The sequence below is a fragment of the Ruegeria sp. ABD4_443 genome (genome assembly GCF_056160865.1).
Genome location: NZ_JBSWYA010000001.1, coordinates 412,223 through 436,171, shown reverse-complemented (window position 1 = coordinate 436,171; position 23,949 = coordinate 412,223). Strand labels below are relative to the sequence as shown.

General features: G+C 61.8%; 27 protein-coding genes and 1 tRNA gene. 12 read left to right on the top strand and 16 right to left on the bottom strand.

Annotated features, from left to right (window positions below; genetic code table 11):
- Nucleotides 1-263: 263 nt before the first annotated feature.
- The 6 genes from ACXAG8_RS02205 to ACXAG8_RS02180 all read right to left on the bottom strand — a co-directional run bounded on the left by ACXAG8_RS02205 (nt 264) and on the right by ACXAG8_RS02180 (nt 4,776).
- Nucleotides 264-560, bottom strand: a complete 297-nt coding sequence (locus ACXAG8_RS02205) for an antibiotic biosynthesis monooxygenase family protein (RefSeq protein WP_475221781.1) — start codon at nt 558-560, stop codon at nt 264-266.
- Between the two features lie 72 nt (nt 561-632).
- On the bottom strand, nt 633-1,817 hold the full coding sequence (locus ACXAG8_RS02200) for a vWA domain-containing protein (RefSeq protein ID WP_475221779.1): 1,185 nt from the start codon (nt 1,815-1,817) through the stop codon (nt 633-635).
- A 4-nt stretch (nt 1,818-1,821) separates the two neighbouring features.
- Nucleotides 1,822-1,992, bottom strand: coding sequence for a hypothetical protein (locus ACXAG8_RS02195; RefSeq protein ID WP_475221777.1), 171 nt, complete (start codon nt 1,990-1,992; stop codon nt 1,822-1,824).
- 7 nt (nt 1,993-1,999) lie between these two features.
- Nucleotides 2,000-3,367, bottom strand: a complete 1,368-nt coding sequence (locus ACXAG8_RS02190) for a DUF2927 domain-containing protein (protein ID WP_475221775.1) — start codon at nt 3,365-3,367, stop codon at nt 2,000-2,002.
- A complete protein-coding gene (locus tag ACXAG8_RS02185; protein ID WP_475221773.1) occupies nt 3,367-3,816 on the bottom strand; it encodes an N-acetyltransferase family protein in 450 nt (149 codons plus the stop codon). The genes ACXAG8_RS02190 and ACXAG8_RS02185 overlap by 1 nt, the downstream gene beginning before the upstream one ends.
- 114 nt (nt 3,817-3,930) lie before the next feature.
- Entirely contained in the window at nt 3,931-4,776 is an 846-nt protein-coding gene (locus ACXAG8_RS02180; protein WP_475221771.1) for an AAA family ATPase, read from the bottom strand.
- Between the two features lie 373 nt (nt 4,777-5,149).
- On the opposite strand from ACXAG8_RS02180, the gene dksA reads away from it, so the two are divergent.
- Together dksA and ACXAG8_RS02170 are read left to right on the top strand one after the other, a co-directional pair.
- Entirely contained in the window at nt 5,150-5,572 is a 423-nt protein-coding gene (dksA, locus tag ACXAG8_RS02175; protein ID WP_170432517.1) for an RNA polymerase-binding protein DksA, read from the top strand.
- Nucleotides 5,573-5,644: 72 nt separating this feature from the next.
- On the top strand, nt 5,645-6,793 hold the full coding sequence (locus tag ACXAG8_RS02170) for an FAD-dependent monooxygenase (protein WP_475221769.1): 1,149 nt from the start codon (nt 5,645-5,647) through the stop codon (nt 6,791-6,793).
- Between the two features lie 5 nt (nt 6,794-6,798).
- Here ACXAG8_RS02170 and xth read toward each other — a convergent pair whose 3' ends face one another.
- Both xth and ACXAG8_RS02160 read right to left on the bottom strand, forming a co-directional pair.
- A complete protein-coding gene (gene xth / locus ACXAG8_RS02165) occupies nt 6,799-7,581 on the bottom strand; it encodes an exodeoxyribonuclease III (protein WP_475221767.1) in 783 nt (260 codons plus the stop codon).
- Between the two features lie 292 nt (nt 7,582-7,873).
- Nucleotides 7,874-8,197: a HesB/IscA family protein gene (locus tag ACXAG8_RS02160; RefSeq protein WP_475221766.1), complete on the bottom strand. Its 324-nt coding sequence runs from the start codon at nt 8,195-8,197 to the stop codon at nt 7,874-7,876.
- Between the two features lie 76 nt (nt 8,198-8,273).
- Here ACXAG8_RS02160 and ACXAG8_RS02155 point away from each other — a divergent pair, with 76 nt between their 5' ends.
- From ACXAG8_RS02155 to ACXAG8_RS02125, 7 genes are all read left to right on the top strand, one after another.
- Nucleotides 8,274-9,416, top strand: a complete 1,143-nt coding sequence (locus ACXAG8_RS02155; RefSeq protein WP_475221765.1) for a deoxyguanosinetriphosphate triphosphohydrolase — start codon at nt 8,274-8,276, stop codon at nt 9,414-9,416.
- Nucleotides 9,417-9,521: 105 nt separating this feature from the next.
- Nucleotides 9,522-11,267 (top strand): arginine--tRNA ligase, encoded by a 1,746-nt coding sequence (argS, locus tag ACXAG8_RS02150; RefSeq protein ID WP_475221763.1) that lies wholly within the window; start codon nt 9,522-9,524, stop codon nt 11,265-11,267.
- 87 nt (nt 11,268-11,354) lie between these two features.
- Nucleotides 11,355-12,419 carry an SPOR domain-containing protein gene (locus ACXAG8_RS02145; RefSeq protein WP_475221761.1) on the top strand — a complete coding sequence of 355 codons (1,065 nt, stop codon included), beginning with the start codon at nt 11,355-11,357 and terminating at the stop codon, nt 12,417-12,419.
- Nucleotides 12,416-13,423: a beta-N-acetylhexosaminidase gene (gene nagZ / locus ACXAG8_RS02140; protein WP_475221760.1), complete on the top strand. Its 1,008-nt coding sequence runs from the start codon at nt 12,416-12,418 to the stop codon at nt 13,421-13,423. The genes ACXAG8_RS02145 and nagZ overlap by 4 nt, the downstream gene beginning before the upstream one ends.
- Nucleotides 13,413-14,207: a segregation and condensation protein A gene (locus tag ACXAG8_RS02135; RefSeq protein WP_475221758.1), complete on the top strand. Its 795-nt coding sequence runs from the start codon at nt 13,413-13,415 to the stop codon at nt 14,205-14,207. The genes nagZ and ACXAG8_RS02135 overlap by 11 nt, the downstream gene beginning before the upstream one ends.
- The gene (gene scpB, locus ACXAG8_RS02130) at nt 14,194-14,859 is read left to right on the top strand and encodes an SMC-Scp complex subunit ScpB (RefSeq protein ID WP_475221756.1); all 666 of its coding nucleotides are present in this window, start codon (nt 14,194-14,196) and stop codon (nt 14,857-14,859) included. The genes ACXAG8_RS02135 and scpB overlap by 14 nt, the downstream gene beginning before the upstream one ends.
- A 63-nt stretch (nt 14,860-14,922) precedes the next feature.
- Nucleotides 14,923-15,150: a hypothetical protein gene (locus ACXAG8_RS02125; protein ID WP_475221754.1), complete on the top strand. Its 228-nt coding sequence runs from the start codon at nt 14,923-14,925 to the stop codon at nt 15,148-15,150.
- Between the two features lies 1 nt (nt 15,151).
- Here ACXAG8_RS02125 and ACXAG8_RS02120 read toward each other — a convergent pair whose 3' ends face one another.
- The 8 genes from ACXAG8_RS02120 to ACXAG8_RS02085 form a co-directional block, all read right to left on the bottom strand.
- Nucleotides 15,152-16,231 carry a 2'-deoxycytidine 5'-triphosphate deaminase gene (locus tag ACXAG8_RS02120; protein WP_475221752.1) on the bottom strand — a complete coding sequence of 360 codons (1,080 nt, stop codon included), beginning with the start codon at nt 16,229-16,231 and terminating at the stop codon, nt 15,152-15,154.
- 61 nt (nt 16,232-16,292) lie between these two features.
- Nucleotides 16,293-16,369 (bottom strand) — tRNA-Pro (locus ACXAG8_RS02115).
- Between the two features lie 61 nt (nt 16,370-16,430).
- Entirely contained in the window at nt 16,431-17,051 is a 621-nt protein-coding gene (locus ACXAG8_RS02110) for a MerR family transcriptional regulator (protein WP_475221751.1), read from the bottom strand.
- 18 nt (nt 17,052-17,069) lie between these two features.
- A complete protein-coding gene (gene ihfA / locus ACXAG8_RS02105) occupies nt 17,070-17,372 on the bottom strand; it encodes an integration host factor subunit alpha (RefSeq protein WP_008755922.1) in 303 nt (100 codons plus the stop codon).
- Between the two features lie 97 nt (nt 17,373-17,469).
- Complete coding sequence (locus ACXAG8_RS02100) at nt 17,470-18,441, bottom strand: beta-ketoacyl-ACP synthase III (protein WP_475221749.1); 972 nt, start codon at nt 18,439-18,441, stop codon at nt 17,470-17,472.
- A gap of 21 nt (nt 18,442-18,462) precedes the next feature.
- Entirely contained in the window at nt 18,463-19,551 is a 1,089-nt protein-coding gene (gene plsX, locus ACXAG8_RS02095; protein WP_475221747.1) for a phosphate acyltransferase PlsX, read from the bottom strand.
- A 24-nt stretch (nt 19,552-19,575) separates the two neighbouring features.
- Complete coding sequence (gene rpmF, locus ACXAG8_RS02090) at nt 19,576-19,782, bottom strand: 50S ribosomal protein L32 (RefSeq protein WP_008756996.1); 207 nt, start codon at nt 19,780-19,782, stop codon at nt 19,576-19,578.
- Between the two features lie 206 nt (nt 19,783-19,988).
- Nucleotides 19,989-20,525 (bottom strand): YceD family protein, encoded by a 537-nt coding sequence (locus tag ACXAG8_RS02085; RefSeq protein ID WP_475221746.1) that lies wholly within the window; start codon nt 20,523-20,525, stop codon nt 19,989-19,991.
- A gap of 83 nt (nt 20,526-20,608) precedes the next feature.
- Between ACXAG8_RS02085 and ACXAG8_RS02080 the strand changes: the two genes are divergently transcribed.
- From ACXAG8_RS02080 to ACXAG8_RS02070, 3 genes are all read left to right on the top strand, one after another.
- Nucleotides 20,609-21,082 (top strand): outer membrane protein assembly factor BamE, encoded by a 474-nt coding sequence (locus tag ACXAG8_RS02080; RefSeq protein WP_475221744.1) that lies wholly within the window; start codon nt 20,609-20,611, stop codon nt 21,080-21,082.
- A gap of 97 nt (nt 21,083-21,179) precedes the next feature.
- Nucleotides 21,180-21,920, top strand: a complete 741-nt coding sequence (locus tag ACXAG8_RS02075) for a GNAT family N-acetyltransferase (RefSeq protein WP_475221742.1) — start codon at nt 21,180-21,182, stop codon at nt 21,918-21,920.
- Between the two features lie 67 nt (nt 21,921-21,987).
- Nucleotides 21,988-23,796, top strand: a complete 1,809-nt coding sequence (locus ACXAG8_RS02070; protein ID WP_475221740.1) for an ABC-F family ATP-binding cassette domain-containing protein — start codon at nt 21,988-21,990, stop codon at nt 23,794-23,796.
- The last annotated feature ends 153 nt before the right edge of the window (nt 23,797-23,949 follow it).

Sequence of the window (23,949 nt, the reverse complement as noted above, 5' to 3'; positions counted from 1 at the left end):
TTGCGCTGCATGCAGACCCACCAACACAGCAAAAACCCGCAAGGGACAAGCGTTTTGGGTCCCTTGGCGTCACGCTATCCTTGAACCTGTCCGCAGCAAGCCCTGGACCCTGATCTTGCCCGCCGATGGAAAAGGCCGGCCTTTCCGCGCCTTGCAAAACCCTGACAGTCCAGACCCGATCCCCTTCATCTGGCCAAAAATATCCCGGAGAGCGCGAGAGGCTGGCCTCTCGCTCCCCCGCGCTCAGCTCGCGATGCGGGCGCTCAGGCTTCGACCAGGTCGTAATGCCGGATCAGACGGCTTTCGACCAACTCGGCCTCGGCCGGGTCGACATGCGGGCTTGCATAATCCTCTCCGACAAAGGCTTTCAGGGCGTCCAGAGATTCCCATATCATCACGAAACTGAACTCGCGCGGGGTATCCTTGCGCGGTGCCCCCGGCAGCACGCTGACGATCCCTTTCGTGTTTTTCATCAGCGGTATGGCCGATTCGTGAAAGAACCGGCTGAACTCGGCCTCTTTTCCTGGCCGCGTCACAACCTGGAATATGCGCATGATCATGGTGCTTTCCCCCGGTTTTCGTGTGAACCCCTATGATAGCACAGGTTTCCCGGGTGGGGGTGGCGGGTGGCCTTACCGCGTCAGGTCGCGCATACCCTGTTCAAGGCCCGCCAGCGTCATCGGCACCATGCGGTTCTCGAAAATCTCGCGGATCATGCCGATGGAATGGGTGTATTCCCAGTATTTCTCGGGCACCGGATTGATCCACAGGTTCGACGCCCACTGATCCCGCGCGCGCTGCAGCCAGACCTGGCCTGCCTCGGGGTTCCAATGCTCGTTCGCGCCGCCGGGATAGGCGATCTCGTAGGGGCTCATCGACGCGTCGCCGACGAAGATGCATTTATAATCCGATCCATAGGTGCACAGCACCTCATGCGTGGGGGTCTGCTGGTCCCAGCGGCGGCGGTTGTCGCGCCAGACGCCTTCGTAAAGGCAATTGTGGAAATAGTAATATTCCAGGTGCTTGAACTCGGTCCGCGCCGCCGAGAACAGTTCCTCGACCACCTTGATATGCGGGTCCATCGACCCGCCGATGTCGAGAAACAGCAATACCTTGACGGCGTTGTGGCGTTCGGGCCGTGTCTTGACGTCCAGATAGCCATGCTCGGCGGTGGCGCGGATGGTGCCGTCCAGATCCAGTTCCTCGGCCGCACCCTCGCGCGCCCAGCGGCGCAGGCGCTTCAGCGCCACCTTGATGTTGCGGGTTCCCAGTTCGACCGTGTCGTCCAGGTTCTTGAATTCACGCTTGTCCCAGACCTTGACCGCGCGTTGGTGGCGGCTTTCCTTCTGGCCGATCCGCACGCCTTCGGGGTTATAGCCATAGGCCCCGAACGGAGAGGTCCCCGCGGTGCCGATCCACTTGTTTCCGCCCTGATGGCGGCCCTGCTGGTCCTTCAGGCGTTCGCGCAGGGTTTCCATCAGCTTGTCAAAGCCGCCCATGGCCTCGATCTCGGCCTTTTCTTCGTCCGACAGGTGCTTTTCAGCCATCTTGGCCAACCATTCCGCCGGAATGTCCACCGCGTCCAGAACCTGTTCGAACCCGATTTCGGCAAGCCCGTCGAAACTGGCGGCGAAGGCGCGGTCGAACTTGTCGATATTGCGTTCATCCTTCACCATCGACACGCGGGCGAGGTAATAAAACGCCTCGACATCATAGGTGGCCAGCCCCTTTTTCATACCCTCCAGAAAGGTCAGGTATTCGCGCAAGGAAACGGGAATGCCCGCATTGCGGAGGTTTTCGAAAAAAGGCAGGAACATCGGTCTAGACTACCAGGCGAACAAGGATCAGGGAAATCACAAGGCCCACCAGCGCAAAGGCAATGCCATACCCGGCCGCATATTGCGCCATGTCGGCGTGGCTGCCATTGCGTTTGCGCGCGGTTACCGCACCCAGTGCCGCGCCAAGCGCGGCCATTGCCAGAACAACTAACATGCGTCGATCATCCGCCTCTGCTGCTTTGCGGGGTCTGCTGCGCGACGTCCTGCATCAACGAGCGCACCACCAGATCCGAACCAAAGCCGTACCGCGCCCATCCCAGACTGTCCAGCCTGACCGCGCGCGCCTGGTCCTGGCGCCCGGCCTGTTTCAGCGCCTCGGATTTCAGCAGCATCAATGTCGCCAGCATCGAGGCATTTTCGGCCCGTCGCGCGACCCCGATGGCGGTATCCAGATCAGGCAGCACCTCGGGGCCCTTGCCACGGGCCAGGGCATAGGCGGCGGTTTGCGTGGTCACATGCGCCCGGTGCAGTTCGGTGCCGGGCGCGGCCCTGAGAAAACCCAGCGCGGTTGCGTATTGGGCTTGCGCCGCCTCGGGGGCGTCAAACTGGCCCAACCGGCCCAAAAGGTAGTGCGGATAGGCGCGCCGGTGGTCGGTCCAGCCCATTTGCGCGCCGATCCGTGCAGCTTGCTGGGCGGCCCGGATCTGCCGGGGCGATGGGGTGCCGCCGCCCAGCGATTTCTGCACCGCGTCGATCCATGCGCGGGGCGTGTCCGAAACCGATTGCGCAGGCACCGTGTTCCCGCGCGGGTTCAACCGGCTGAGAATGCCGGGGATGACTGCGGCGACTTGTTCGCGGGTCATGCCGTTTTGCAGTTCGGGCGCGTAAGAGGCGCGCAGCATCAACATGTCGAACCCGGTCAGGACGGTGTGGAAATTGTCATCGTTGAAAACCGAATCCGGCAGCCGGTACAGGTCGTTCAACGGCCCCAGCGCCTGTGCCAGCTCTTCGTTCAGGCAATCCCGGACTTCTTGCGGATTGACGTCATTGGGGATGAAAATCCCCAACCGGTCGCGGCGGCGCAGCTCTGTCCAGTTGCTTTTGCGCTTGCGCCGGTCGCGGCGGTATTCCTCAAGGCTTGAGGCGTTGGGGACGACGAAACAGGCGGCCTGGGGCAGGATGCGCTGTATCTGTTTCTGGCTCACGGCCTGGATGGTGATATTGGCCTGCCCTGATGTGACCTGGCGAATGTCGATGCGCGCCTCGTTGCGCAACCGTTGCAGAACCCGCGCCAGGTCGGGCTGCATCGTCGGCGGCGGCGTTCCGGTCAGGCGCACCGTGATCGGCATGTCGAACCGGGTAAAGACCGGCAGGGGGGTTCCGCTTTCCAGTTGGAAATGCAGGTCCAGAAAATCCCTGGCCATATCCGTATTGGCACGCGCCGGGGGAACGGGGCGGGGCGTGCCAAAGGCCTTGGCCGCCGGCAAGGCGATCTCGGTCGCCTTTACCTCGTCGGGCAGGGTGATCGTTTCAACGCCCGGGCTGCACCCGGTCAGCACCAACAGGACAAGGGCGGGCCACCATCGCATCACGACCGCTGGTATTTGACAAAGGGGGTCAGCGTGCCGATCCGGTCATACAGCTTGCGGGCGGTGTGATTGAAATCCTGCGTCAGCCAATAGACCGTGGGCGCGCCCCGCCGGTCGGCTTCGGCGTAAACGGCCTGGATCAGGGCGCGGCCAATGCCGGTTCCCCGGACAGAAGGTTTGGCAAAAAGATCCTGCAGGTAACACACATCCTCGGTTTTCCAGGCATGGCGATGAAACAGGAAATGGGTCAGCCCGACCAGTTGACCGTCGACCTCAGCCACGAAACAGGAAAAATCGCGCGGATCATCCCCCAGCAACCGGTCGAATGTCGACCCGTACACGTCATCAGGCAGTTGCGTTTCGTAGAACGCAAGATAGGCGCGCCACAACTCGGACCACGCGGCGCGGTCGTTCTTTGTCAACGGGCGGATAGTTGGGGATTGCGTCACGCGGGCATCCTGTTCTTGTCGGTGTGGTCTTGCTCGACTGCGGATTTGGCCCAATGCTGTCACCGGCCCCGGCCCATGGCAAGCCGCAATCACGATCTGTTCAAACCGGGCCGATCACCGCTTGCTGCGGGCCAGAAAGGCCAGCCGTTCGAACAGGTGAACATCCTGTTCGTTCTTCAGCAACGCGCCATGCAGCTTGGGCAACGCATCGGCACCGTCCCGCTTGAGGTCTTCGGCGCTCAGGTCCTCGGCCAGCAGCAGTTTCAACCAGTCCAGCACCTCCGAGGTCGATGGCTTTTTCTTGAGCCCCTGCGTTTCGCGGATTTCGTAGAACTGGGTCAGCGCCGTGGTCAAAAGCGCGTCCTTGATACCGGGGTGATGCACCTCGACGATGCGGCGCATCGTGGCCTCATCGGGGAAGCGGATATAGTGAAAGAAACACCGCCGCAGGAACGCGTCGGGCAGTTCTTTTTCATTGTTCGACGTGATGATCACGATGGGGCGGTGCCTGGCCCGGATCGTCGCGCCGGTTTCGTAGACATGGAACTCCATCTTGTCGAGTTCCTGCAGCAGGTCATTGGGAAACTCGATATCGGCCTTGTCGATCTCGTCAATCAGCAGAACGACCTTTTCGTCCGCCTCGAAGGCCTGCCACAGCTTGCCCTTGCGAATATAGTTCGCCACGTCATGTACACGTTCGTCACCCAACTGGCTGTCGCGCAACCGGCTGACCGCATCGTATTCATAAAGGCCCTGCTGCGCGCGGGTGGTCGATTTGACGTTCCACTCGATCATCTTAAGACCCAGCGCGCCCGCCACCTGCTTGGCCAGCTCGGTCTTGCCGGTGCCCGGCTCACCCTTGACCAGCAGCGGGCGTTCCAGCGTCACGGCAGCGTTCACGGCAATGGTCAGGTCATCGGTGGCGACATATTCTGCGGTGCCTTGGAAACGTGCGGTCATCTTGCTCTCATCCGGTTGCAGTTCGTTCTGCGGGTTGCGGTGCAGCCCTTGGGTTACAGAGCAGCGTCGCCTTTTACAACCCGCGCCCCCGCGTCGACTGGCGGCGAGCCCCGTAAGACCCGCGCGATTCGCCCATTGCCGGGGCCAAACACAGGCGCCGCCTGCCCGAAAATCGCCATGTAAATTACATATTAAAACAAGGTTTTGCCGATAAAAGTCTCACAATTAGGCCGGGTTGCGTGACGCTGCGCAGGATCGACGTTTGTGTAGTGACATTCCGGTCTCGGTCAGTTACACGCTGCGCAAAAGGGGGTGCCAAATGTCAGGTGAAACAACCGCAACCGACGTTACTGGCCATGCCAAGGGAGCAGAAATGAAACAGGAAGTTTTTCTGCCGGAAGACTATCGCCCGGCCGAAGATGAACCTTTCATGAATGACCGGCAGCTTGAGTATTTTCGCCGCAAGCTGCTGGATTGGAAGAATGAACTGTTGGCGGGCAGCCGCGACACGATCGAAGGGCTGCAGGACAACACCCGCAACATTCCCGACGTCGCTGACCGCGCAAGCGAGGAAACCGACCGGGCGCTGGAACTTCGGACCCGGGACCGTCAGCGCAAATTGGTCGCCAAGATCGACTCGGCCCTGCGCCGGATTGACGAAGGCGAATACGGCTATTGCGAAAAAACCGGTGACCCGATCTCGTTGAAACGTCTGGATGCGCGGCCGATCGCCACCATGACGCTTGAGGCACAAGAGCGCCACGAGCGCCGCGAGAAGGTGCACCGCGACGATTGATCGCTACACCATCCCAAGGGATACACGCCAGGGCCTGTGGCTCTGGCGTTTTTTATGGGATAAGCCATACCCATGTGTCTGAACGGTCAAAAATTCTGTGTGATCGGCGCGGGGATCGGTGGTCTGGCGGCCTCTATCGCGTTGCGGAAACAGGGTGCCGACATCCTGGTTCTGGAACAGGCCCGCGAAATTACCGAAGTTGGTGCCGGTCTTCAGATCAGCGAAAACGGCATGACCATCCTGCGCGCGCTGGGCGTTGTCGGAGAGGTGCCCGAAGCCGGGCAGCGCTCTTACGGGACCGTGATCCGCGATTACAGGTCGGGCCGTTTCATCAGCATGATCCGGGAACCTGCGGCCGGGCCAACCTATTACTACCACCGCGCGGACCTGATCGCGCTGTTGCGCCGGGCCGCTGTGGATGCGGGGGTGGACATCCGGCTGGCCACCCAGGTTGCCGGGGTTGAGGATCACGCCGACCACGCGCGCGTTCTTCTGGCCGATGGCAGCAGCCTGCAGGCAGATTGGGTTGTCGCTGCCGATGGGGGGCGCAGCGCCGTGCGCCCGCTTCTCAACGGTGAAGAGCTGCTGGGTTTTACCCATCAGGTCGCATGGCGCGCCACCATCCCCTGGAACCGCAACCTGGAGACGCCCCGGGCACATCTGACCATGGGTCCGGGCCGGCACGTCGTCACCTATCCGCTGCGCGATCAGCGTCTGCTCAACATCGTTGCGGTCGAGGAACGGTCCGACTGGCAAGAGGAAGGCTGGCGGCTGACGGGTGATCCAGATGACCTTAGGTCCCGGTTTTCAGAGTTCGGCGGCAAGGTGCACGACGTTTTGCAGCAGGTCACACAGACACATCTGTGGGCCCTGTTTCTGCGTCCCGTCGCGCGAAAATGGCAAAGCGGGCGTATCGCGCTTTTGGGCGATGCCGCGCACCCGACACTTCCGTTCATGGCGCAAGGGGCCTGTCTTGCGCTCGAAGATGCGTGGATCTTGGCGCGCGCATTCTCGGAACAGAGCCTGGATGCCGCATTGCCGGGCTACGAGGCAACCCGCGCGCCCAGGGCGCGGCAGGTGGTCGAGGCGGCCTCGGCCAACGCCCGGAATTTCCACCTCAGGGGCCCCGCGCGGATTGCCGCGCAGATGGCGCTGACGGCGCTGGGGCCACGCCTTGGTCGGCGGTATGACTGGATCTACAGCTACGACGCGACGGCCTGAAAGGGCTAGATGTCCAGATCGACCCAAACCGGCACATGATCTGACGGTTTCTCGTGCCCGCGTATCTCGGCGTCAATTCGGCAGTCACGCAAAAGATCCGCCGCCTGGGGCGTCAGCAGGAAATGGTCGATGCGGATCCCGTCATCCTTGTTCCACGCACCCCCCTGATAGTCCCAGAAAGAATAGTGCCCGGGACCTTGCGTCCGCGCGCGGAAGGCATCGGTAAAGCCCAGGTTCACGATCCGGCGGAAAGCGGCCCTGCTTTGCGGGCGAAACAGGGCGTCCTCGCGCCAGTCATCGGGTCGGCGGGCATCTTCGGCCTGGGGGATGATGTTGTAATCCCCCGCCATCAGCGCGGGCTCTTCACAGGCCATCAAGGCGCGCGCGCGGTCATACAGGCGTTCCATCCAGGCAAGCTTGTAGTCATATTTCGGCCCCGGCGCAGGGTTGCCGTTGGGCAGGTACAGCCCGCAGATGCGCAGGGCCTTTTCCCGGCCGAGAACAGTCGCCTCGATCCAGCGGGCCTGTTCATCCGCATCATCGCCGGGCAAACCGCGTGATACGTCTTCCAGGGGCAGCTTGGACAGGATCGCAACGCCGTTAAAGCTCTTTTGACCATGTGTTTCGACGCTGTAGCCCCGGTTTTCAAATAGCTCGACCGGAAAATTCTCGTCGACCGACTTGATCTCCTGCAGGATGACGACATCGGGCTGGGCGTCGTCCAGCCACCGGGGGAGCGCCTCGATCCGCGCCTTGATGCCGTTGATGTTGAACGTGGCGACCTTCATGCGCGTTCCTCCGTATCCTCTCGGCAACCTATCGCGCAGAACAGGTCCAACGGCAAGGGACGTACCGGGGGATTGCGAGGCTCTGCCTCGCGCTCCGGGATATTAATGGCCAGATGAAGAAACGGATTGTTAACCGGTTTGATCCAACTTGGTCTGGCGGTACAGGCGGGGACGCCGATGACCGCGCCAGGTGAAGCTCTCCGGCTTCCTCCCGGAGAGCGGATCCCTCTTCATCTGGCTGAAAATATCCTGGGGGTGTGGGGGCAAAGCCCCCACCTGAAACCCGTTTGCGTTACATCGAAAACGACGTACCGCAGCCGCAGGAAGCGGTGGCATTGGGGTTTTCGATAACGAAGCGCGCGCCGATAAGCTCTTGCGTAAAGTCAATCACCGCGTTTTCCAGAAACGGCAGCGAGATCGCGTCGACCACGACTTTCTGACCTTTACCCTCGAGAACAAGATCGTCATCCCGCGGGGCGTCCAGTGCGATTTCATACTGAAACCCCGAACACCCGCCGCCTTCGACGGCGACGCGCAGCGCCTGGCCCAGTTTGGCCGCACCGATCTCGGCAAGGCGGTCAAAGGCGCGCTCGGTGACTGATGGGGGCAGATTCATCCCAAACTCCAAAGGTTTATTTCCTTTACGCCTTACAATATAGAAAGTGCAAGGACAGGCGACAAGGACATCACCATTGCAAAGAGCGGGTTTTGCCTCTGATCCGGAGCGGGCGCGGGGGCGGCTGGTCCACGAGGAAGAGAGCAGTTTTCGGTCTTGTTTTCAACGAGACCGCGACAGGATTATTCACGCCAGTGCGTTTCGGCGCCTGAAACACAAGACACAGGTGTTTGTCGAGCATGAGGGCGATAATTACCGGACCCGGCTCACCCATTCGATCGAGGTTGCCCAGGTGGCGCGGACCATTGCGGGGGCGTTGGGCCTCAACCCCGAACTGACCGAGGCCGTGGCCCTGGCCCATGATCTTGGGCATACGCCTTTTGGGCATACGGGCGAGGATGCCATGCATGCACTGATGGCGCCTTATGGCGGGTTCGATCACAACGCGCAGGCCATTCGGATCGTTACCAAGCTTGAACGGCATTATGCCGAATTTGACGGGTGCAACCTGACCTGGGAATGCCTGGAGGGGATTGCCAAGCATAACGGGCCCGTCGTGGGCGATCTGCCTTGGGCGCTGGCAGAATGTGATGCGGGGTTTGACCTGGAATTGCACACCCATGCCAGCGGCGAGGCGCAGGTTGCGGCCTTGTCGGATGACATTGCCTATAACAATCACGATCTGTTGGATGGGTTGCGCGCCGGTCTGTTCGACGATGACGATATCGCGCAGCTGCCCATCGTCGGGGACTGTTACGATGCGGTTGACCGGCGCTACCCGGGGCTGGACGCTTACCGGCGCCGGCACGAGGCGCTGCGGCGGGTGTTTGGCGTCATGGTCTCCGATGTCATTGATACGTCGCGCGACCGGCTTGCGGGGTCGGGGGCGCACACGGTCGAAGACATCCGGGCGCTGGGATATCCGGTTATCCGGTTCTCGGACACACTTTGGGGACAGCTCCGGGATATTCGGGCGTTTCTGTTTACGCGGATGTACCGCGCGCCCAGCGTCATGGAGGTGCGGGCCGAGGTCGGCAAAGTGGTCGAGGACCTGTTTCCGATCTATCTGGGCGATCCCTTGCAAATGCCCGCTCGGTGGCATGCTGATATCGAGGCGGCAAGCGACACAACCGCCCTGGCGCGGATCGTTTCAGACTATATCGCCGGAATGACCGATCGTTTCGCGCTGCAGGAACATGCACGGCTGACCGCGGCCTGATCGCCGCGCCCCAAAGCGGACCGGCGATTGCATTCTGACCTGTCGCTTCCATTGACCTTGTCGCCTTGCGTGGTAAACCGCCGGGCAAGCAAAAGGACATCCGAAATGAACCTGTTTTCCGAGATCCGCGGCCTTGTACTGGACGCGCTGGCGCAGATGCAGTCCGAAGGCGCTCTGGCGCAGGGGCTGAGCTTTGACAATGTGGCCGTTGAGCCGCCGCGTGACGCTGCACATGGCGACATGGCAACCAACGCGGCGATGGTGCTGGCCAAACCCGCCAAGATGAAGCCGCGCGACATTGCGGATGTGCTGGCCGCCAAGCTGGCCGCAGATGACCGGATCACCAGCGCCGAAGTCGCAGGCCCCGGTTTTCTGAACCTGCGCCTTGCGCCATCGGTCTGGCAGGGTGTTCTGGCGGCGGTGCTAGAGAAGGGCACCGATTATGGCCGTTCGGACATGGGGCAGGGGCAGAAGGTCAACGTGGAATATGTCTCGGCCAACCCGACCGGACCGCTGCATGTGGGCCATACGCGGGGGGCTGTGTTCGGGGACGCTCTGGCAAGCCTGCTGGCCTATTCCGGCCATGATGTGACGCGCGAGTATTACATCAACGATGGTGGGGCGCAGGTGGATGTTCTGGCGCGTTCCGCATTCGAGCGGTATCGCGAGGCCAATGGCCTCAGCCCCGAGATTGCCGAAGGCCTGTATCCGGGCGATTACCTGATCCCAATCGGTGAGGCGCTGAAGGCGAAATACGGCGACAGCCTGATCGACCAGCCCGAAAGCGAGTGGCTGGAAGACCTGCGCGAATTCGCCACCGACGCGATGATGGACCTGATCCGCGCGGACCTAAAGGCGCTGGGCGTCGAGATGGACGTGTTCTTCTCGGAAAAATCGCTTTATGGCACGGGCCGGATCGAGGCCGCGCTGCAATCGCTGACCGACAAGGGCCTGATCTATGAGGGCGTGCTGGAACCGCCAAAGGGCAAAAAACCCGAAGATTGGGAACCGCGCGAGCAGACCCTGTTCAAATCGACCGAACATGGGGATGACGTAGATCGGCCGGTGAAAAAGTCCGACGGCAGCTGGACCTATTTCGCCCCGGATATCGCCTATCACTATGACAAGGTCAGCCGTGGTTTTGACGCGCTGATCGACGTGTTCGGCGCCGACCATGGCGGGTATGTCAAGCGGATGAAGGCGGCTGTTTCGGCATTGTCCGATGGCAAGGTGCCGCTGGATATCAAGCTGACGCAGCTGGTGAAGCTGTGGAAAAACGGCGAGCCGTTCAAGATGTCCAAACGGGCAGGGAACTTTGTCACCCTGCGTGATGTGGTCGATCAGGTCGGGCCAGATGTCACCCGTTTTGTCATGCTGACCCGCAAGAATGACGCGACGCTTGATTTCGACTTTGACAAGGTGCTGGAACAAAGCCGCGAGAACCCGGTTTTCTATGTCCAGTATGCCCATGCCCGCGTCATGAGCGTGCTGCGCCGCGCCGCCGAGGCGGGGATCGCGGCCGAAGATGCCGCCCTGAAAAGTGCCGATCTGGGCAAGATCGATCACCCGTCGGAACTGACCGTGGCCAAAAAGCTGGCAGAATGGCCGCGTCTGGTCGAGATCGCCGCGCGCACCAATGAACCGCATCGCGTTGCCTTCTATCTGTATGAACTTGCAGGGGATTTTCACGCGCTCTGGAACAAGGGTAACGACGAGACCCAGTTGCGTTTCATCCAGGATGGCGATGTTGCCACAAGCCAGTCAAAAATCGCATTGGCCCGGTCCGTTTCTGTTGTGATTTCAGCGGGCTTGGGTATTCTTGGCGTTACTCCGGCGCAGGAGATGCGGTAAACAATACCGTCCGAACCGCCGGTCCGAGGCAGACAAGAAATGACCCGCGCGCCATGATTTTCGGCGCACACGGGCAGTGAGGCGGATATGGCGAGTTACGATTACTCGGGGCAGGTGCGCCCCGAGCAAGGGCATTACACGAATCAGAGCCATCCGCAGGATGGCTATGACTATTCCGATGACACCGATGTGCAGGGCCAGGCGCCGCGCGGCGCCGCCGGGCTGGGGCGCATGCTCAATGTGATGGGCGCGGTTGCCTCGCTGGCATTGGTCGCCGGTGTCGGCGTCTGGAGCTATAAGCTGGTGATGCGCGATGTCAGCGGTGTGCCGGTGGTGCGGGCCGTCGAAGGGCCGATGCGCATCCAGCCGGAAAATCCCGGCGGAACGATGGCCGACCATCAGGGCCTTGCCGTCAATACGGTTGCTGCCGAAGGATCGGCAGCGCCGCCCGCCGACCGGTTGATCCTGGCGCCGCGCCCTGTGTCGCTGGCCGAGGAAGACGCGCCGATGGGAACGTTGAAGCCGACCGCGGCTGTGCATGTGGTCGAAGAGGATATCTCGGAGCAGGAAGCGGCCCGTTTGCGGCAGGGGGCTGTCGATGCCCTCGTGGCTGGGTTGGCTGATGACGCCAAGCCCACCCAGGACCCTGAGGGCGTTCAGCTTGCCGCGCTGGCCACGCCGGAAGACGACGAACCGGCAATTGATCCCGCTGATCTGGCGGCGCTGCAACCGGATCCGGAACTGGCCGTGCTGCCCGGGGTCCGCCGGTCCTTGCGTCCGTTGAACCGTCCGGCGCGGGCCACCCCTGTGGCGCTTGCCAATAATGCGGGCTCAGAAGACGCGATCAACGCCGCCGTCAAGGCCGCGGTCGGGTTGGACGTTGATCCTGACACTTTGGCCAAGGGTACGCGGCTGGCGCAGCTTGGGGCATATGAAAGCACCGATGTGGCACAGGCCGAATGGGCGCGGCTGAGCGGTCAGTTTGGTGAATATATGGATGGAAAGCAGCGGGTTATTCAGAAAACCTCAAGTGGTGGTCGCACCTTTTACCGCTTGCGGGTTCTGGGTTTTGATGACCTAAGCGACTCGCGGCAGTTTTGCGCTGCGCTGGTTGCCCGCGGCGCCGATTGCATCCCGGTGGCCGTACGGTGACATATGGCGCGGCTATCACCGATGCCGAAGGTTTGCGCCTGACACCGGAAGAAAAGACCCTTTTTCGCGATATGAACCCGTTTGGGTTCATCCTGTTTGCGCGCAATATCGAGACCGCCGATCAGGTCCGTGCCTTGTGCGGCGATTTCCGCGAGGCCGTAGGGCGCGACTGCCCGATCACCATCGACCAGGAAGGTGGCCGGGTGCAACGGTTGCGCGGACCGCTGGCGCGGAACTGGCTGCCGCCGCTGGATCATTGCGACCGGGCCGGCAATGGGGCCGAGCGGGCCATGTACCTGCGGTATCGCCTGATCGCGGCGGAACTGTTTGCGCTGGGTATCGACAGCAATTGCGCCCCGATGGTGGATGTGGCGCGCGACAGCACACATGAATTCCTGCGCAACCGCTGTTACGGCGCCGACGCCGATCGCGTATCGGTCATCGGACGCGCCGTCGCGCAGGGGCATCTGGACGGCGGCGTTCTGCCGGTTCTCAAACATGTTCCGGGTCACGGTTTGGCGACGCTGGACAGCCACCATGACCTGCCGCATGTGGACGCACCGCTGGATGAACTGGATGCCCGGGATTTTGCCCCGTTCCGCGCCCTGAACGATCTGCCGATGGGGATGACGGCGCATCTGGTCTATGACCGGATTGACCCGCAGCCCGCGACGGTTTCGCCCACCATGATGGCGCTTATCCGCGAAAGGATCGGCTTTGACGGCCTGATCATGACCGACGATATCTCGATGAAGGCGCTGTCGGGGTCGCTGGCCGACCTGTCGCGGCAGGCGCTTGAGGCCGGGTGCGATGTCGTCTTGCATTGCAACGGCAGCTTTGCCGAAAGGGCCGCAGTGATGCAGGCCGCCGGTGCAATGTCGCAGGCGGCGCAAACCCGCGCCGACCGGGCGCTGGCGATGCGCACCCCACCCGAGGAACTTGACATCGACGCCGCCGAGGCGGAACTATCTCGCCTAATGGGCGGGCAGGTGTATGAACGATAGCCTCTTTAGCGAAGACGCGGTTTCGGTTGCGGATCGGCTTGCAGCCGAGGCGCTGATTGTCGACGTCGACGGGTTCGAAGGCCCGCTGGACGTTTTGCTGACCCTGTCGCGCACGCAAAAGGTGGACCTGCGCAAAATCTCGGTTCTGGCGCTGGCACAGCAATACCTGACTTTTGTCGAAAAGGCGCGCGCGCTGCGGATTGAACTGGCCGCCGACTATCTGGTCATGGCGGCCTGGCTGGCCTTTTTGAAATCGCGCCTGCTGCTGCCGCCGGACCCCGACGATGAGGGGCCGTCGGGCGAGGAACTGGCCGCGCATCTGGCCTTTCAGCTTGAGCGTCTGCAGGCGATGCGCGATGCCGCTGCACGGCTGATGGCGCGCGACCAACTGGGGCGCGACTTTTTCAAGCGCGGGCAGGGCGAGGATGTCACGCGCATTCGCACCGTGACCTATTCGGCCACCTTGCTGGACCTGATGCAGGGCTATGCCCGCATTCGCACGCGTGACGAATTCCGGCCCTTTGTAATGGACCGGGACGCGGTGTTCACGATGGAACAGGCATTGGAACGCATGCGCCCGCTGATCGGCTTTGCCGGGGCGTGGACCGATATGGAAACCTATCTGCCCGATGGCTGGGATGCCGATCCCGTCCGCAGGCGTTCGGCCACGGCGGCGACATTTGCGGCCTCGTTGGAATTGGTGAAAGAAGGACATATGGAAATCAAGCAAAGCGAAACCTTTGCCCCGATCCACCTGCGCAAAAGGACCGATGACCGTGACTGACGCCCCCCAGGAAGATGGCTCTGGCACGCTGTTCGAGGCACCGCCCCTGGCCGAACAGGAACGCATGGTCGAAGCGGTTCTGTTCGCCAGCGCCGAGCCGGTGACACTCGCCGATCTCGAAGCCCGGATGCCCCATGGCAGCAATGCGGCGCAGGCCGTTGACCTGCTTAGGAAAAGATACGAGGGGCGCGGTGTTCGCGTGGTCCAGGTTGGCGAGGCCTGGGCAATCCGCACGGCCCCTGACCTGGGTTTCCTGATGCAAAAGGAAACGGTCGAGACCCGTAAACTCAGCCGCGCCGCAATCGAAACGCTTGCCATCGTGGCCTATCATCAGCCCTGCACGCGGGCCGAGATCGAGGAAATCCGGGGCGTATCAGTGTCCCGCGGAACCATCGATCAGTTGCTGGAGATGGAGTGGATCAGGCTGGGCCGCCGCCGCATGACGCCGGGCCGCCCCGTGACATTCGTCGTGACCCCGCAATTCCTTGATCATTTCGGGCTGGAAAACGCGCGCGATCTGCCGGGCCTCAAGGAACTGCGCGCGGCCGGGTTGCTGGAAAACCGCCCGCCGCCGGGCGCGATGCCGATGGGCGAGGGGGCATCAGGCGAAGACGAGGATGACGAGCAGACAGAACTGTTCGAGGATGAGTAATCGCCCGACCCCTTTCATCCGGGCAAACAGGGCCTATCTTGGGGTGCGAAATCGGAGATATCCATGAACGCCAACCGGATCATCAACATGATTATGCGCCAGATCATGCGCCGCGTTGTGACGCGTGGCATTGGCGCGGGGTTGGATATGGCGGGCCGGTTGCGCGACACGGACGGCACCACCGGATCACGGGGCGGCAGCGACACAAAGGACGGCGCGCCCGGTCCGAAACTCGATACACGGCAGGCGCAGCGCATAACCCGGCAGATGCGGCGGTTCATGCGCTTTTGACCTAGCCCACCGCCTTGAAATGTTTGGAAAGTTTCAGGCCTTGCCCCTGGTAATTCGACGCGATTCCGGCGCCGTAAAGCTGCGTCGGCAACTCGGCCATTCGTTCATAGACCAAACGTCCTACGACCTGACCATGCTCAAGCACGAAAGGCGCCTCGTGGCAGCGCACCTCAAGCACGCCGCGTGATCCGGCGCCACCCGCATCGGCATGGCCGAAGCCGGGATCGAAGAAACCGGCGTAATGCACGCGAAACTCGCCGACCATGGCCAGATAGGGCGCCATTTCGGCGGCGTATAGGGGCGGGATATGCACCGCCTCGCGGCTGACAAGAATGTAAAAGGCGCCGGGGTCCAGGATGATGCGCCCATCCTTGGTGTGCACCTCTTCCCAGTATTCCTGCGGGTCGTATTCACCGATCCGGTCCAGGTCGATCACCCCGGTATGGGGTTTCGCGCGGTAACCGACAAGATCGGTGTCGGGCAATTGCAGGTCGACCGAAAAGCCCAGCCCGTCCTGGATCACCGCCGGACCATCCACCAGCGGCGAGGCGTTGTGCAGCGCGGTCAGTTCCGCGTCGCTCAGGACCGCTTGGCCCTTGCGGAAACGGATCTGATTCAGCCGCATGCCCGGACGCACCAGAACGGAAAACGAGCGTGGGCAGATCTCGGCGAAAAGCGGACCGGCATAGCCTGCCGGAACGCGGTCAAACTCGGTGCCGCCATCGGTGATGGTGCGGGTCAGCAAATCCAGCCGCCCGGTCGAGCTTTTGGCATTGGCAACCGCGCTGATGTCCTGCGGCAGGGCCAAAGTCTCCATCAAAGGCACCAAGTACACGCAGCCTTTTTCAAGAACGGCACCGTCGCTGATGTCGATGCGGTGCATTTCGAATTCGGACAGACGTTCGGAAACGGATCGGCCTTCGCCCGCCAGGAACGAGGCTCGAACGCGGTAAGCGACTGTTCCCAAACGCAAATCAAGACTGGCGGGTTGGACCTGCTCGGTCAGAATATCGAGGGTGGCGGTGATTTCACCGCGGGCAATCATCGCTTCGATTTGCTGGTTTGGGCATACGCCGGTCATTCCGATCCCCCCTGATGCCAAGGCGGGATCAGGCCGGCCTGCCATGAACGTCGGTGTGATTTGGTCGGGCTAGCAGGACTCGAACCTGCGACCTTCCGTCCCCCAGACGGACGCGCTACCAGGCTGCGCCATAGCCCGACGTTGGGGTGTTCATAAAGGTTTTCCCGGCAGGGGCAAGAGCAAAACATTGCCTTTTTTGTTATCCCGCAGCCCGGGGTTCGACGCGGTTCATCCAATCGCGAAGCTCTTTCGCGATGGGTGCGATTTCACGCAACAGGTCGGCGTCAAACTCGGTTCGGTTCCAGGCCAGCGAGGCAACCCCGCCCAGCAGGGGCGCGGCATCCACGGGCGCGGGTTCTGACGATGCGGGCGCATCGCGCGCCGGCTGCGGCTGAGGCGCAGCGGCGGGTGCATCGGCCCGGTCGTCGGGCCGCTGTTGCGGCACATCCCCCAGATCCATCCCGATCTGTGTGGATTCGGCGGCGGGTTTCGCGGCAAAGGGCACAACCGTGTCGTCCTTCGGCACTTCGGGCTCGGCCATCTCGTCCAGCCCTTGCGACAGCGACGCGACATGCGCAACGCCTTGTTCGCGCAGGATTCTCTGGACGCCCTTGATGGTTATTCCGTCTTCGTGCAGCAGTTTCTTGATGCCGCCCAGCAGGCGCATGTCATTGGGGCGGTAATACCGCCTGCCGCCAGCGCGTTTGACCGGTTTGACCTGATTGAATCGGCTTTCCCAGAATCGCAGCACATGGGCCTGAACACCGAGCCAATCCGCGACCTCGCTGATCGTGCGAAATGCGTCGGGGGATTTGCTCATCTCTGCCTGTTCCTGAACTTACTTGCGGTTCCCGGCGGCGACGCGATCCTTCATCAGGTGCGACGGGCGAAAGGTCAGCACGCGACGCGGCTGAATCGGAACTTCTTCGCCGGTTTTCGGATTGCGGCCAATGCGGGCGGTCTTGTCGCGCACGCTGAAAGTGCCGAAAGACGAAATCTTGACCTGCTCGCCACGCACAAGCGCGTCGGACATGTGGTTCAGTACGCTTTCGACCAGCTGCGCGCTTTCGTTACGTGACAAACCGACTTCACGAAAGACGGCCTCGCTCAGATCCATGCGGGTCAGTGTTTTGTCGCCCATGCTTTTTTCCCCTGTTGATGTCAAAGCATAGGGCGAGGGGAAATTCACTGTCAATATCAATGAATTGCACGCGGCGGTGTAAGCTGGAATGCGCCGGTTACCAGCGCAGGACCACCGCGCCCCAGGCCAGCCCGCCGCCGATCGCCTCGGTAACGATCAGGTCGCCCTGTTTGATCTGGCCGCGTTCCTTGCCCACCGACAACGCCAGAGGGATCGACGCTGCCGACGTATTGCCGTGATCCTGAACGGTGACGACTACGCGTTCCATCGGCAAACCCATTTTCTTGGCGGTGCCCTGAATGATGCGGATATTGGCCTGATGCGGCACGATCCAGTTCACATCCGCGCTGTTCAGCCCCGCACGCCCTAACGCGGTCTCGGCGGTTTTTGCCAGCTTTTCAACGGCATGGCGGAAAACCTGGTTGCCTTGCATCCGCAGGTAGCCGGTCGTTTGCGTGGATACGCCACCATCGACATAAAGCAGATCCTTGAACCGCCCGTCAGAGTTCAGGTCGGTTGCCAGGATGCCGCGGTCGTCGGGTGTTCCGGCGCCGTCCTGCAATTCCAGGACCAGCGCGCCGGCACCGTCGCCAAACAGGACGCAGGTCGAGCGGTCGCTCCAATCCATGATTCGCGAAAATGTCTCGGCGCCGATCACCAGCACGCGGCGCGCCTGTCCCGACAGGATCAGCGCATTGGCGTTGCTCAGCGCAAAAACGAATCCGGCGCAGACGGCCTGAACGTCAAAGGCAAACCCCTTGGTCATGCCCAGGCGGGCCTGAACCATGGTCGCAGCCGACGGGAAGGTCAGGTCAGCGGTCGAGGTCGCGACGATGATTGCGTCGATATCATCGGCCTCTAGCCCCGCATCCTTCAGTGCGGCCTGGGCCGCGTTGGTGGCAAGATCGGATGTCGTTTCGCCGTCAGCGGCAAAATGGCGCCGCTCGATCCCCGACCGGGTACGAATCCATTCATCCGATGTATCTAAGGTCTGTTCAAACTCGGAATTCGGGACAACGCGGCTGGGCAAATAATGTCCGACACCTACAACAACTGAACGGCCTGCCATGTGGGGTTACTGCCTTCTAAGTTATTTTTCGGTCTGCGGTGCAGACTGCGCGGCATCTTGTGCAAGCTCGACCGTGGATGCAACCCGTGCCGCCAATTTTTCCGAGAAACCGGATTGCGCCAGCGTAAAGGCCAGTTTGACCGCCGCCGATACGCCGGTCGGGTCCGCGCCGCCATGCGATTTGACGACGGTTCCGTTCAGGCCCAGGAAAACCCCGCCATTCACCCGGCGCGGGTCAATCCGTTTCTTCAGGCGCTGCAACGAGGTGATCGCAAGAACCGAGGCAAGCCGCGAGAGGGGCGAGTATTTGAAGGCCTGGCGCAGCAGGTCACCGATCAGGCTGGCGGTTCCTTCGCCGGTCTTGATCGCGACATTGCCAGTGAAACCGTCCGTGACGATGACATCGGCCTTGTCGCCCGGAATGTCGCTGCCTTCGACGAAACCGACAAAATCGAAATTGGCGGGGTCGGCGAATTCGGCAATCATCCCATGGGCTTCTTTCAGCTCGGGGCGGCCCTTGTGTTCTTCGGTTCCGACATTCAGCAAGCCGATGCGCGGCCGGCTGAGCGCCATGCCGTTGCGCGCGTAAGACGCCCCCATCAGCGCATATTGCAACAAATCCTTGGCGTCGGCGCGTACATCCGCGCCCACATCCAGCATCACGTTGAACCCCTGGGGGTTGCGTGACGGCCAGAGGATTGCGATGGCAGGACGGCTCACGCCCGGCAATTTGCGCAGGCGCATCATCGACAGCGCCATCAGCGCGCCGGTATTGCCGCAGGATACGGCCCCGTGGGCCTCGCCTTTGCGCACGGCCTCAAGCGTGGACCACATCGAGGTCTGCTTGCCGTTGCGCACCACCTGGCTGGGCTTGTCTTCCATCGTGACCACGTCAGGGCAATCACGAAAAACGACGCGCCCATCAAGGACACGCCGTTTGGCAACCAGTTTGCGCAGCACATCTTCTTTGCCGTGCAGAAGAAACCCAATCTCGGGGTTCTTCTTGGCCGAAATCGCAATGCCGGAAACAACGACCGCGGGACCGGAATCCCCGCCCATTGCGTCAACCGATATGATGATCTGTCCAGTTTGCGTGGGCTGCGCCGTCATACCTGGGTCTGAGTCCGATCGCGCTTAGGCCGCGTCTTCGTCCAGGTCGATTTCATCGGCCTGTGCGACGACTTCGCGATCGTCATAGTGGCCGCAGGACGCACATACGTGGTGCGGGCGCTTCAGCTCGCCGCAGTTCGGGCATTCGTTCGGGTTTGCAGCAACCAGAGCGTCGTGTGCGCGGCGGTTGTTGCGACGCGACTTGGAAACTTTGTTTTGTTGGACGGCCATGGTCTCAACCTTTGTCTGACTGGGGCCCGCGGATTCGCCGCCGGCCGGGTTTCATTCTTCGTTTTTATCGTGGTGTGACGCGCGTTTAGGGGACCAGCCCCGCGTTGTCCAACCCAAATTCCGATGAGCGCGCGAAAATACTGCGATTCTCGACATGTTCAAGCGATTTTTCTGACCGCCTGCTATGACAGGAAATCTGCCCTATGTCACTCGTCTTTTTTCAGGCTGTCGCGCAGGGCGGCCAGCCCGGCGAACGGTTTGACGTCATCATCGGTCATCGCCTGCTGTCCCGGCTCGGTATAGATCGCCTGTTCCAGATGTGCGCCATCCTTGCGCGGATATTGTGGCAGGGCCAGCGACAGCGCCTCGATCATGACTTGCGCGGGGTCGATTTCGGGGCCCAGGGCCTCGGTCTCGTCATCTTCGGGCATTTCGAATTCCGGCTCATCGGGGTCCGACCAGTTGGCCAGAAAGACCCGGCGGACCGGGATGTCGATCCGGGTTGTCACCGGGTCCAGCGTGATCACGCAGGGCTGCACCACGGTCGCCCCCAAAACGCCGGACAGCAGCCAGTCACGCTTGGCCTGCGCGCGCAGGTCACCCGAAAAGCTGAGCTTGCGCAGGCCCTCAAGGCCCAGCTCTTGGCGGATCGCCTCCTGCTGTTGCGCGGTGGGGCGCAATTCGAACCGGGTCGGGGCGTTTTGCGGCAGGTCGCTCACCCGTAGAGGGGATTGATAGGTCATTGGAACCCTTTCCTGTGTTGAACCGGGGCAACGGTTTCTGTAATCGGATAGAAGCCGGACGGTGCCAAGGCAAGAGGGTGAAGATGGTGATGGTAACGAACAAGCTGACCAAAGCGTCAAGGATGTTTGCCTGCGGCGTTGTTTTGGCGGCTGCCTGTGCCTGCACGCCGATCTACAAGAATCACGGCTATATTCCGACGCCGGAAGACCTGGCCGAGGTCAAAGTCGGTGTCGATACGCGCGAAACGGTCATCGAAACCATCGGCGCCCCCAGCTCTTCGGGCGTTCTAAGGGATTCGGGGTTCTACTACGTGTCGTCGCGCGTGCGCCATTATGGCCCCAAACGCCCCAAGGTCGTTTCGCGCGAACTGGTCGCCGTGAGTTTTGATCAGCGTGGCGTGGTCCGCAACATCGAGCGGTTCGGACTGGAAGACGGGCTGGTGATCCCGCTGGAGCGCCGCGTGACGGATTCCAGCGTTCAGGACAAGGGCTTCCTGCGGCAGCTGCTGGGCAATATCGGGAACTTCAACCCGGCCAATATCCCGGGCGCCAACTAAGGCGGTTTTCGCGGCGCGGGGCTTCACACGGCGGTCACATTCCCCATGTTAGTCACCGGGCATCGAGTGTCGGTCGGCGACCGTGGAGGGTGTGACCATGGCCAATGCAATATTGCTGAGCAAGGGGCGGTATCGCGCACGGATCGCGCAGTCGGGGCAGGATGTGGCGGCGGCGCAGCAGCTGCGCACCCTGGCCTTTGGGACACCCGCGCTGGATCGTGACGCATTTGATGAGACCTGCGTGCATATCCTGGTCGAGGATGTGCGGGCCGATGGTCGCCTGGTGTGCTGTTTCCGCATGTTGACCATGGGCGATGGCGCCGAGATCGGGCGCAGCTATTCGGCACAGTTCTACGATCTGTCGGCGCTGGAGGGTTTCAGAGGACGCATGGTCGAGATGGGCCGGTTCTGCATTCATCCCGATTGCGCCGACCCAGATATCCTGCGGGTCGCATGGGGGGCAATGACCGCCTATGTGGACCGCAACCAAGTCGAGATGCTGTTTGGCTGTTCTTCTTTCGCCGGAACCGCGACCGAGGATTACCTGGACGCTTTTGCCATGCTGAAGCACCGCCACCTTGCACCAAAGCGCTGGTTGCCTCGGGTCAAGGCACCCGACGTGTTCCGCTTTGCCGCGCGGCTGCGGCGCAGGCCGGATGCCAAGCAGGCGATGCTGCGGATGCCGCCCCTGCTGCGCACCTACCTGATGATGGGGGGATGGGTCAGCGATCATGCGGTCGTTGATCGGCAGATGAATACGCTTCATGTGTTCACGGGGTTGGAAATCGGGTCGATTCCCCCGGCACGAAAACGGCTGCTACGGGCGGTGGCGGGGTGATATGAGTATTTTCGAAAAGGTGAAGCAGGGGCGTTGACGCCTTGTGCCTGCCGGTTTAGCTGGCGGCATGGCGAGAATTCCATTGTTGCAGATGACCGGCATTTCCCTGACATTCGGGGGTGATCCGGTATTTTCCGAGCTTGATTTGGTGGTGCAGCCCGGCGACCGCGTGGCGCTGGTCGGGCGCAACGGGTCGGGCAAATCGACCTTGATGAAGGTGATGGCGGGGTTGGTTGAGGCTGATCGCGGCGGGCTGGTGGTGCCTCCGGGCAAATCCGTGGGCTATATGGAGCAGGACCCCGGGATGGAGGGGTTCGCGACGTTGGGCGACTATGCCGCCAGCGGTCTGGAGCCCGGAGAGATGTACAAGGTCGAGCGGGCAGGCGAGGGATTGAAGTTTGACCCGTCGCGCCCGGTGGACACGGCCTCGGGCGGCGAGCGGCGGCGTGCGGCGCTGGCCAAGCTGATGGCCGAGGCGCCGGACCTGATGTTGCTGGATGAGCCTACGAACCATCTGGACATTGAAGCGATTGCCTGGCTGGAGCGAGAGCTGGGGTCGACCCGGGCGGCCTATGTTCTGATCTCGCATGACCGGGCGTTTCTGCGGGCGCTGACACGGGCCACGCTGTGGATCGACAGGGGCATGGTGCGGCGGCAGGAACAGGGGTTCGAGGCCTTTGAGGCATGGCGCGACAAGGTCTGGGACGAGGAAGATCAGCAGCGTCACAAGCTGAACCGGTTGATCAAGGCCGAAGCCCGCTGGGCCGTGGAGGGCATCAGCGCCCGCCGCAAGCGCAACCAGGGCCGGGTGCGCGCCCTGCAGGCGTTGCGGGCCGAGCGTGCGGCGCAGATTGCCCGGCAGGGATCGGCGGCGCTGGCGCTGGATTCCGGTCCGAAATCCGGTCGCAAGGTTATCGAGGCGAAGGGCCTGTCCAAGACCTATGGTGACAAGCGGATCGTGCGGAACCTGGACCTTTTGGTTCAGCGCGGGGATCGGGTGGCGTTTGTCGGGCCAAACGGCGTGGGCAAGACGACGCTGCTGAAGATGTTGTTGGGGCAGGAGGCCCCGGATGCAGGAACCGTGACGCTGGGCACCAACCTTGAGATTGCGTTTTTCGATCAGGCCCGTGCGCAGCTGGACCCGGAAATGAGCCTGTGGGACAGCCTGACCGGTGACCCCGAGATGCGGGTGTCGGGTAAGGCGGACCAGGTGATGGTGGGTGGTCAGCCCAAGCATGTGGTTGGTTACCTCAAGGAGTTTCTGTTCGACGACGCGCAGGCAAGAGCGGCTGTTAAGTCATTGTCCGGAGGGGAAAAAGCGCGGTTATTGCTGGCCAAGCTGATGGCGAAGCCATCGAATGTATTGGTGCTGGACGAACCCACCAATGACCTGGATGTCGAAACGCTGGACCTGTTGCAGGAACTGCTGGGCGATTATGACGGCACCGTTCTTTTGGTCAGTCACGACCGCGATTTCCTGGACCGTATCGCCACCACGACCATCGCGATGGAAGGGGACGGCCGGGCCACGGTTTATGCGGGGGGCTGGTCAGACTATATGTCTCAGCGCGCCCAGGTCGATGAGAAAAAGCAGGAAAAGACAAAGCCTTCCAAGCCAAAGGTAAAGCATGACGCCAAGCCGAAATCGGGATTGTCGTTCTCGGAAAAGCACCGGCTGGAAAAGCTGCCTGGCGAAATGGAACGGCTTGCCGCCGAGATTGCCAAGCTTGAAGAGTTGCTGTCGGACCCGGACCTGTTCGGGCGCGAGCCGGTCAAGTTCCAGAAGGCGACCGAAGCCCTGGTCGAACGGCAGGAAAAGCTGGCGGCGGCCGAGGATGAATGGCTGGTGCTGGAAGAGAAGGCCGAGGCCGGGTGAGTATGAGTTGTACAACTTTGACGGGCGAAGTTGTATGTGTTGTACGAAACTTGAGCCGCGACTTTGGCCCCGTTTTGTCAACGGTCGGTTAACCGGTCTGCGCCACCGTGTTCAGCCTGATGACGTGACACGCTGGTCCGTACAATCGGCGAG

Coding starts and splice junctions, on each gene's coding strand:
- ACXAG8_RS02100 (WP_475221749.1), bottom strand. CDS start 18,441: ATGGCAGGCCGTTCAGTTGTTGTAGGTGTCGGACATTATTTGCCCAGC.
- ACXAG8_RS02180 (WP_475221771.1), bottom strand. CDS start 4,776: ATGACCGCACGTTTCCAAGGCACCGCAGAATATGTCGCCACCGATGAC.
- ACXAG8_RS02195 (WP_475221777.1), bottom strand. CDS start 1,992: ATGTTAGTTGTTCTGGCAATGGCCGCGCTTGGCGCGGCACTGGGTGCG.
- ACXAG8_RS02070 (WP_475221740.1), top strand. CDS start 21,988: ATGGCGAGAATTCCATTGTTGCAGATGACCGGCATTTCCCTGACATTC.
- ACXAG8_RS02120 (WP_475221752.1), bottom strand. CDS start 16,231: ATGACCGGCGTATGCCCAAACCAGCAAATCGAAGCGATGATTGCCCGC.
- ACXAG8_RS02200 (WP_475221779.1), bottom strand. CDS start 1,817: ATGTTCCTGCCTTTTTTCGAAAACCTCCGCAATGCGGGCATTCCCGTT.
- ACXAG8_RS02135 (WP_475221758.1), top strand. CDS start 13,413: ATGAACGATAGCCTCTTTAGCGAAGACGCGGTTTCGGTTGCGGATCGG.
- ACXAG8_RS02075 (WP_475221742.1), top strand. CDS start 21,180: ATGGCCAATGCAATATTGCTGAGCAAGGGGCGGTATCGCGCACGGATC.
- ACXAG8_RS02110 (WP_475221751.1), bottom strand. CDS start 17,051: ATGAGCAAATCCCCCGACGCATTTCGCACGATCAGCGAGGTCGCGGAT.
- dksA (WP_170432517.1), top strand. CDS start 5,150: ATGAAACAGGAAGTTTTTCTGCCGGAAGACTATCGCCCGGCCGAAGAT.
- argS (WP_475221763.1), top strand. CDS start 9,522: ATGAACCTGTTTTCCGAGATCCGCGGCCTTGTACTGGACGCGCTGGCG.
- ACXAG8_RS02160 (WP_475221766.1), bottom strand. CDS start 8,197: ATGAATCTGCCCCCATCAGTCACCGAGCGCGCCTTTGACCGCCTTGCC.
- ACXAG8_RS02145 (WP_475221761.1), top strand. CDS start 11,355: ATGGCGAGTTACGATTACTCGGGGCAGGTGCGCCCCGAGCAAGGGCAT.
- ACXAG8_RS02080 (WP_475221744.1), top strand. CDS start 20,609: ATGGTGATGGTAACGAACAAGCTGACCAAAGCGTCAAGGATGTTTGCC.
- scpB (WP_475221756.1), top strand. CDS start 14,194: ATGACCGTGACTGACGCCCCCCAGGAAGATGGCTCTGGCACGCTGTTC.
- ACXAG8_RS02170 (WP_475221769.1), top strand. CDS start 5,645: ATGTGTCTGAACGGTCAAAAATTCTGTGTGATCGGCGCGGGGATCGGT.
- xth (WP_475221767.1), bottom strand. CDS start 7,581: ATGAAGGTCGCCACGTTCAACATCAACGGCATCAAGGCGCGGATCGAG.
- plsX (WP_475221747.1), bottom strand. CDS start 19,551: ATGACGGCGCAGCCCACGCAAACTGGACAGATCATCATATCGGTTGAC.
- ihfA (WP_008755922.1), bottom strand. CDS start 17,372: ATGGGCGACAAAACACTGACCCGCATGGATCTGAGCGAGGCCGTCTTT.
- ACXAG8_RS02085 (WP_475221746.1), bottom strand. CDS start 20,525: ATGACCTATCAATCCCCTCTACGGGTGAGCGACCTGCCGCAAAACGCC.
- rpmF (WP_008756996.1), bottom strand. CDS start 19,782: ATGGCCGTCCAACAAAACAAAGTTTCCAAGTCGCGTCGCAACAACCGC.
- ACXAG8_RS02190 (WP_475221775.1), bottom strand. CDS start 3,367: ATGCGATGGTGGCCCGCCCTTGTCCTGTTGGTGCTGACCGGGTGCAGC.
- ACXAG8_RS02205 (WP_475221781.1), bottom strand. CDS start 560: ATGATCATGCGCATATTCCAGGTTGTGACGCGGCCAGGAAAAGAGGCC.
- ACXAG8_RS02125 (WP_475221754.1), top strand. CDS start 14,923: ATGAACGCCAACCGGATCATCAACATGATTATGCGCCAGATCATGCGC.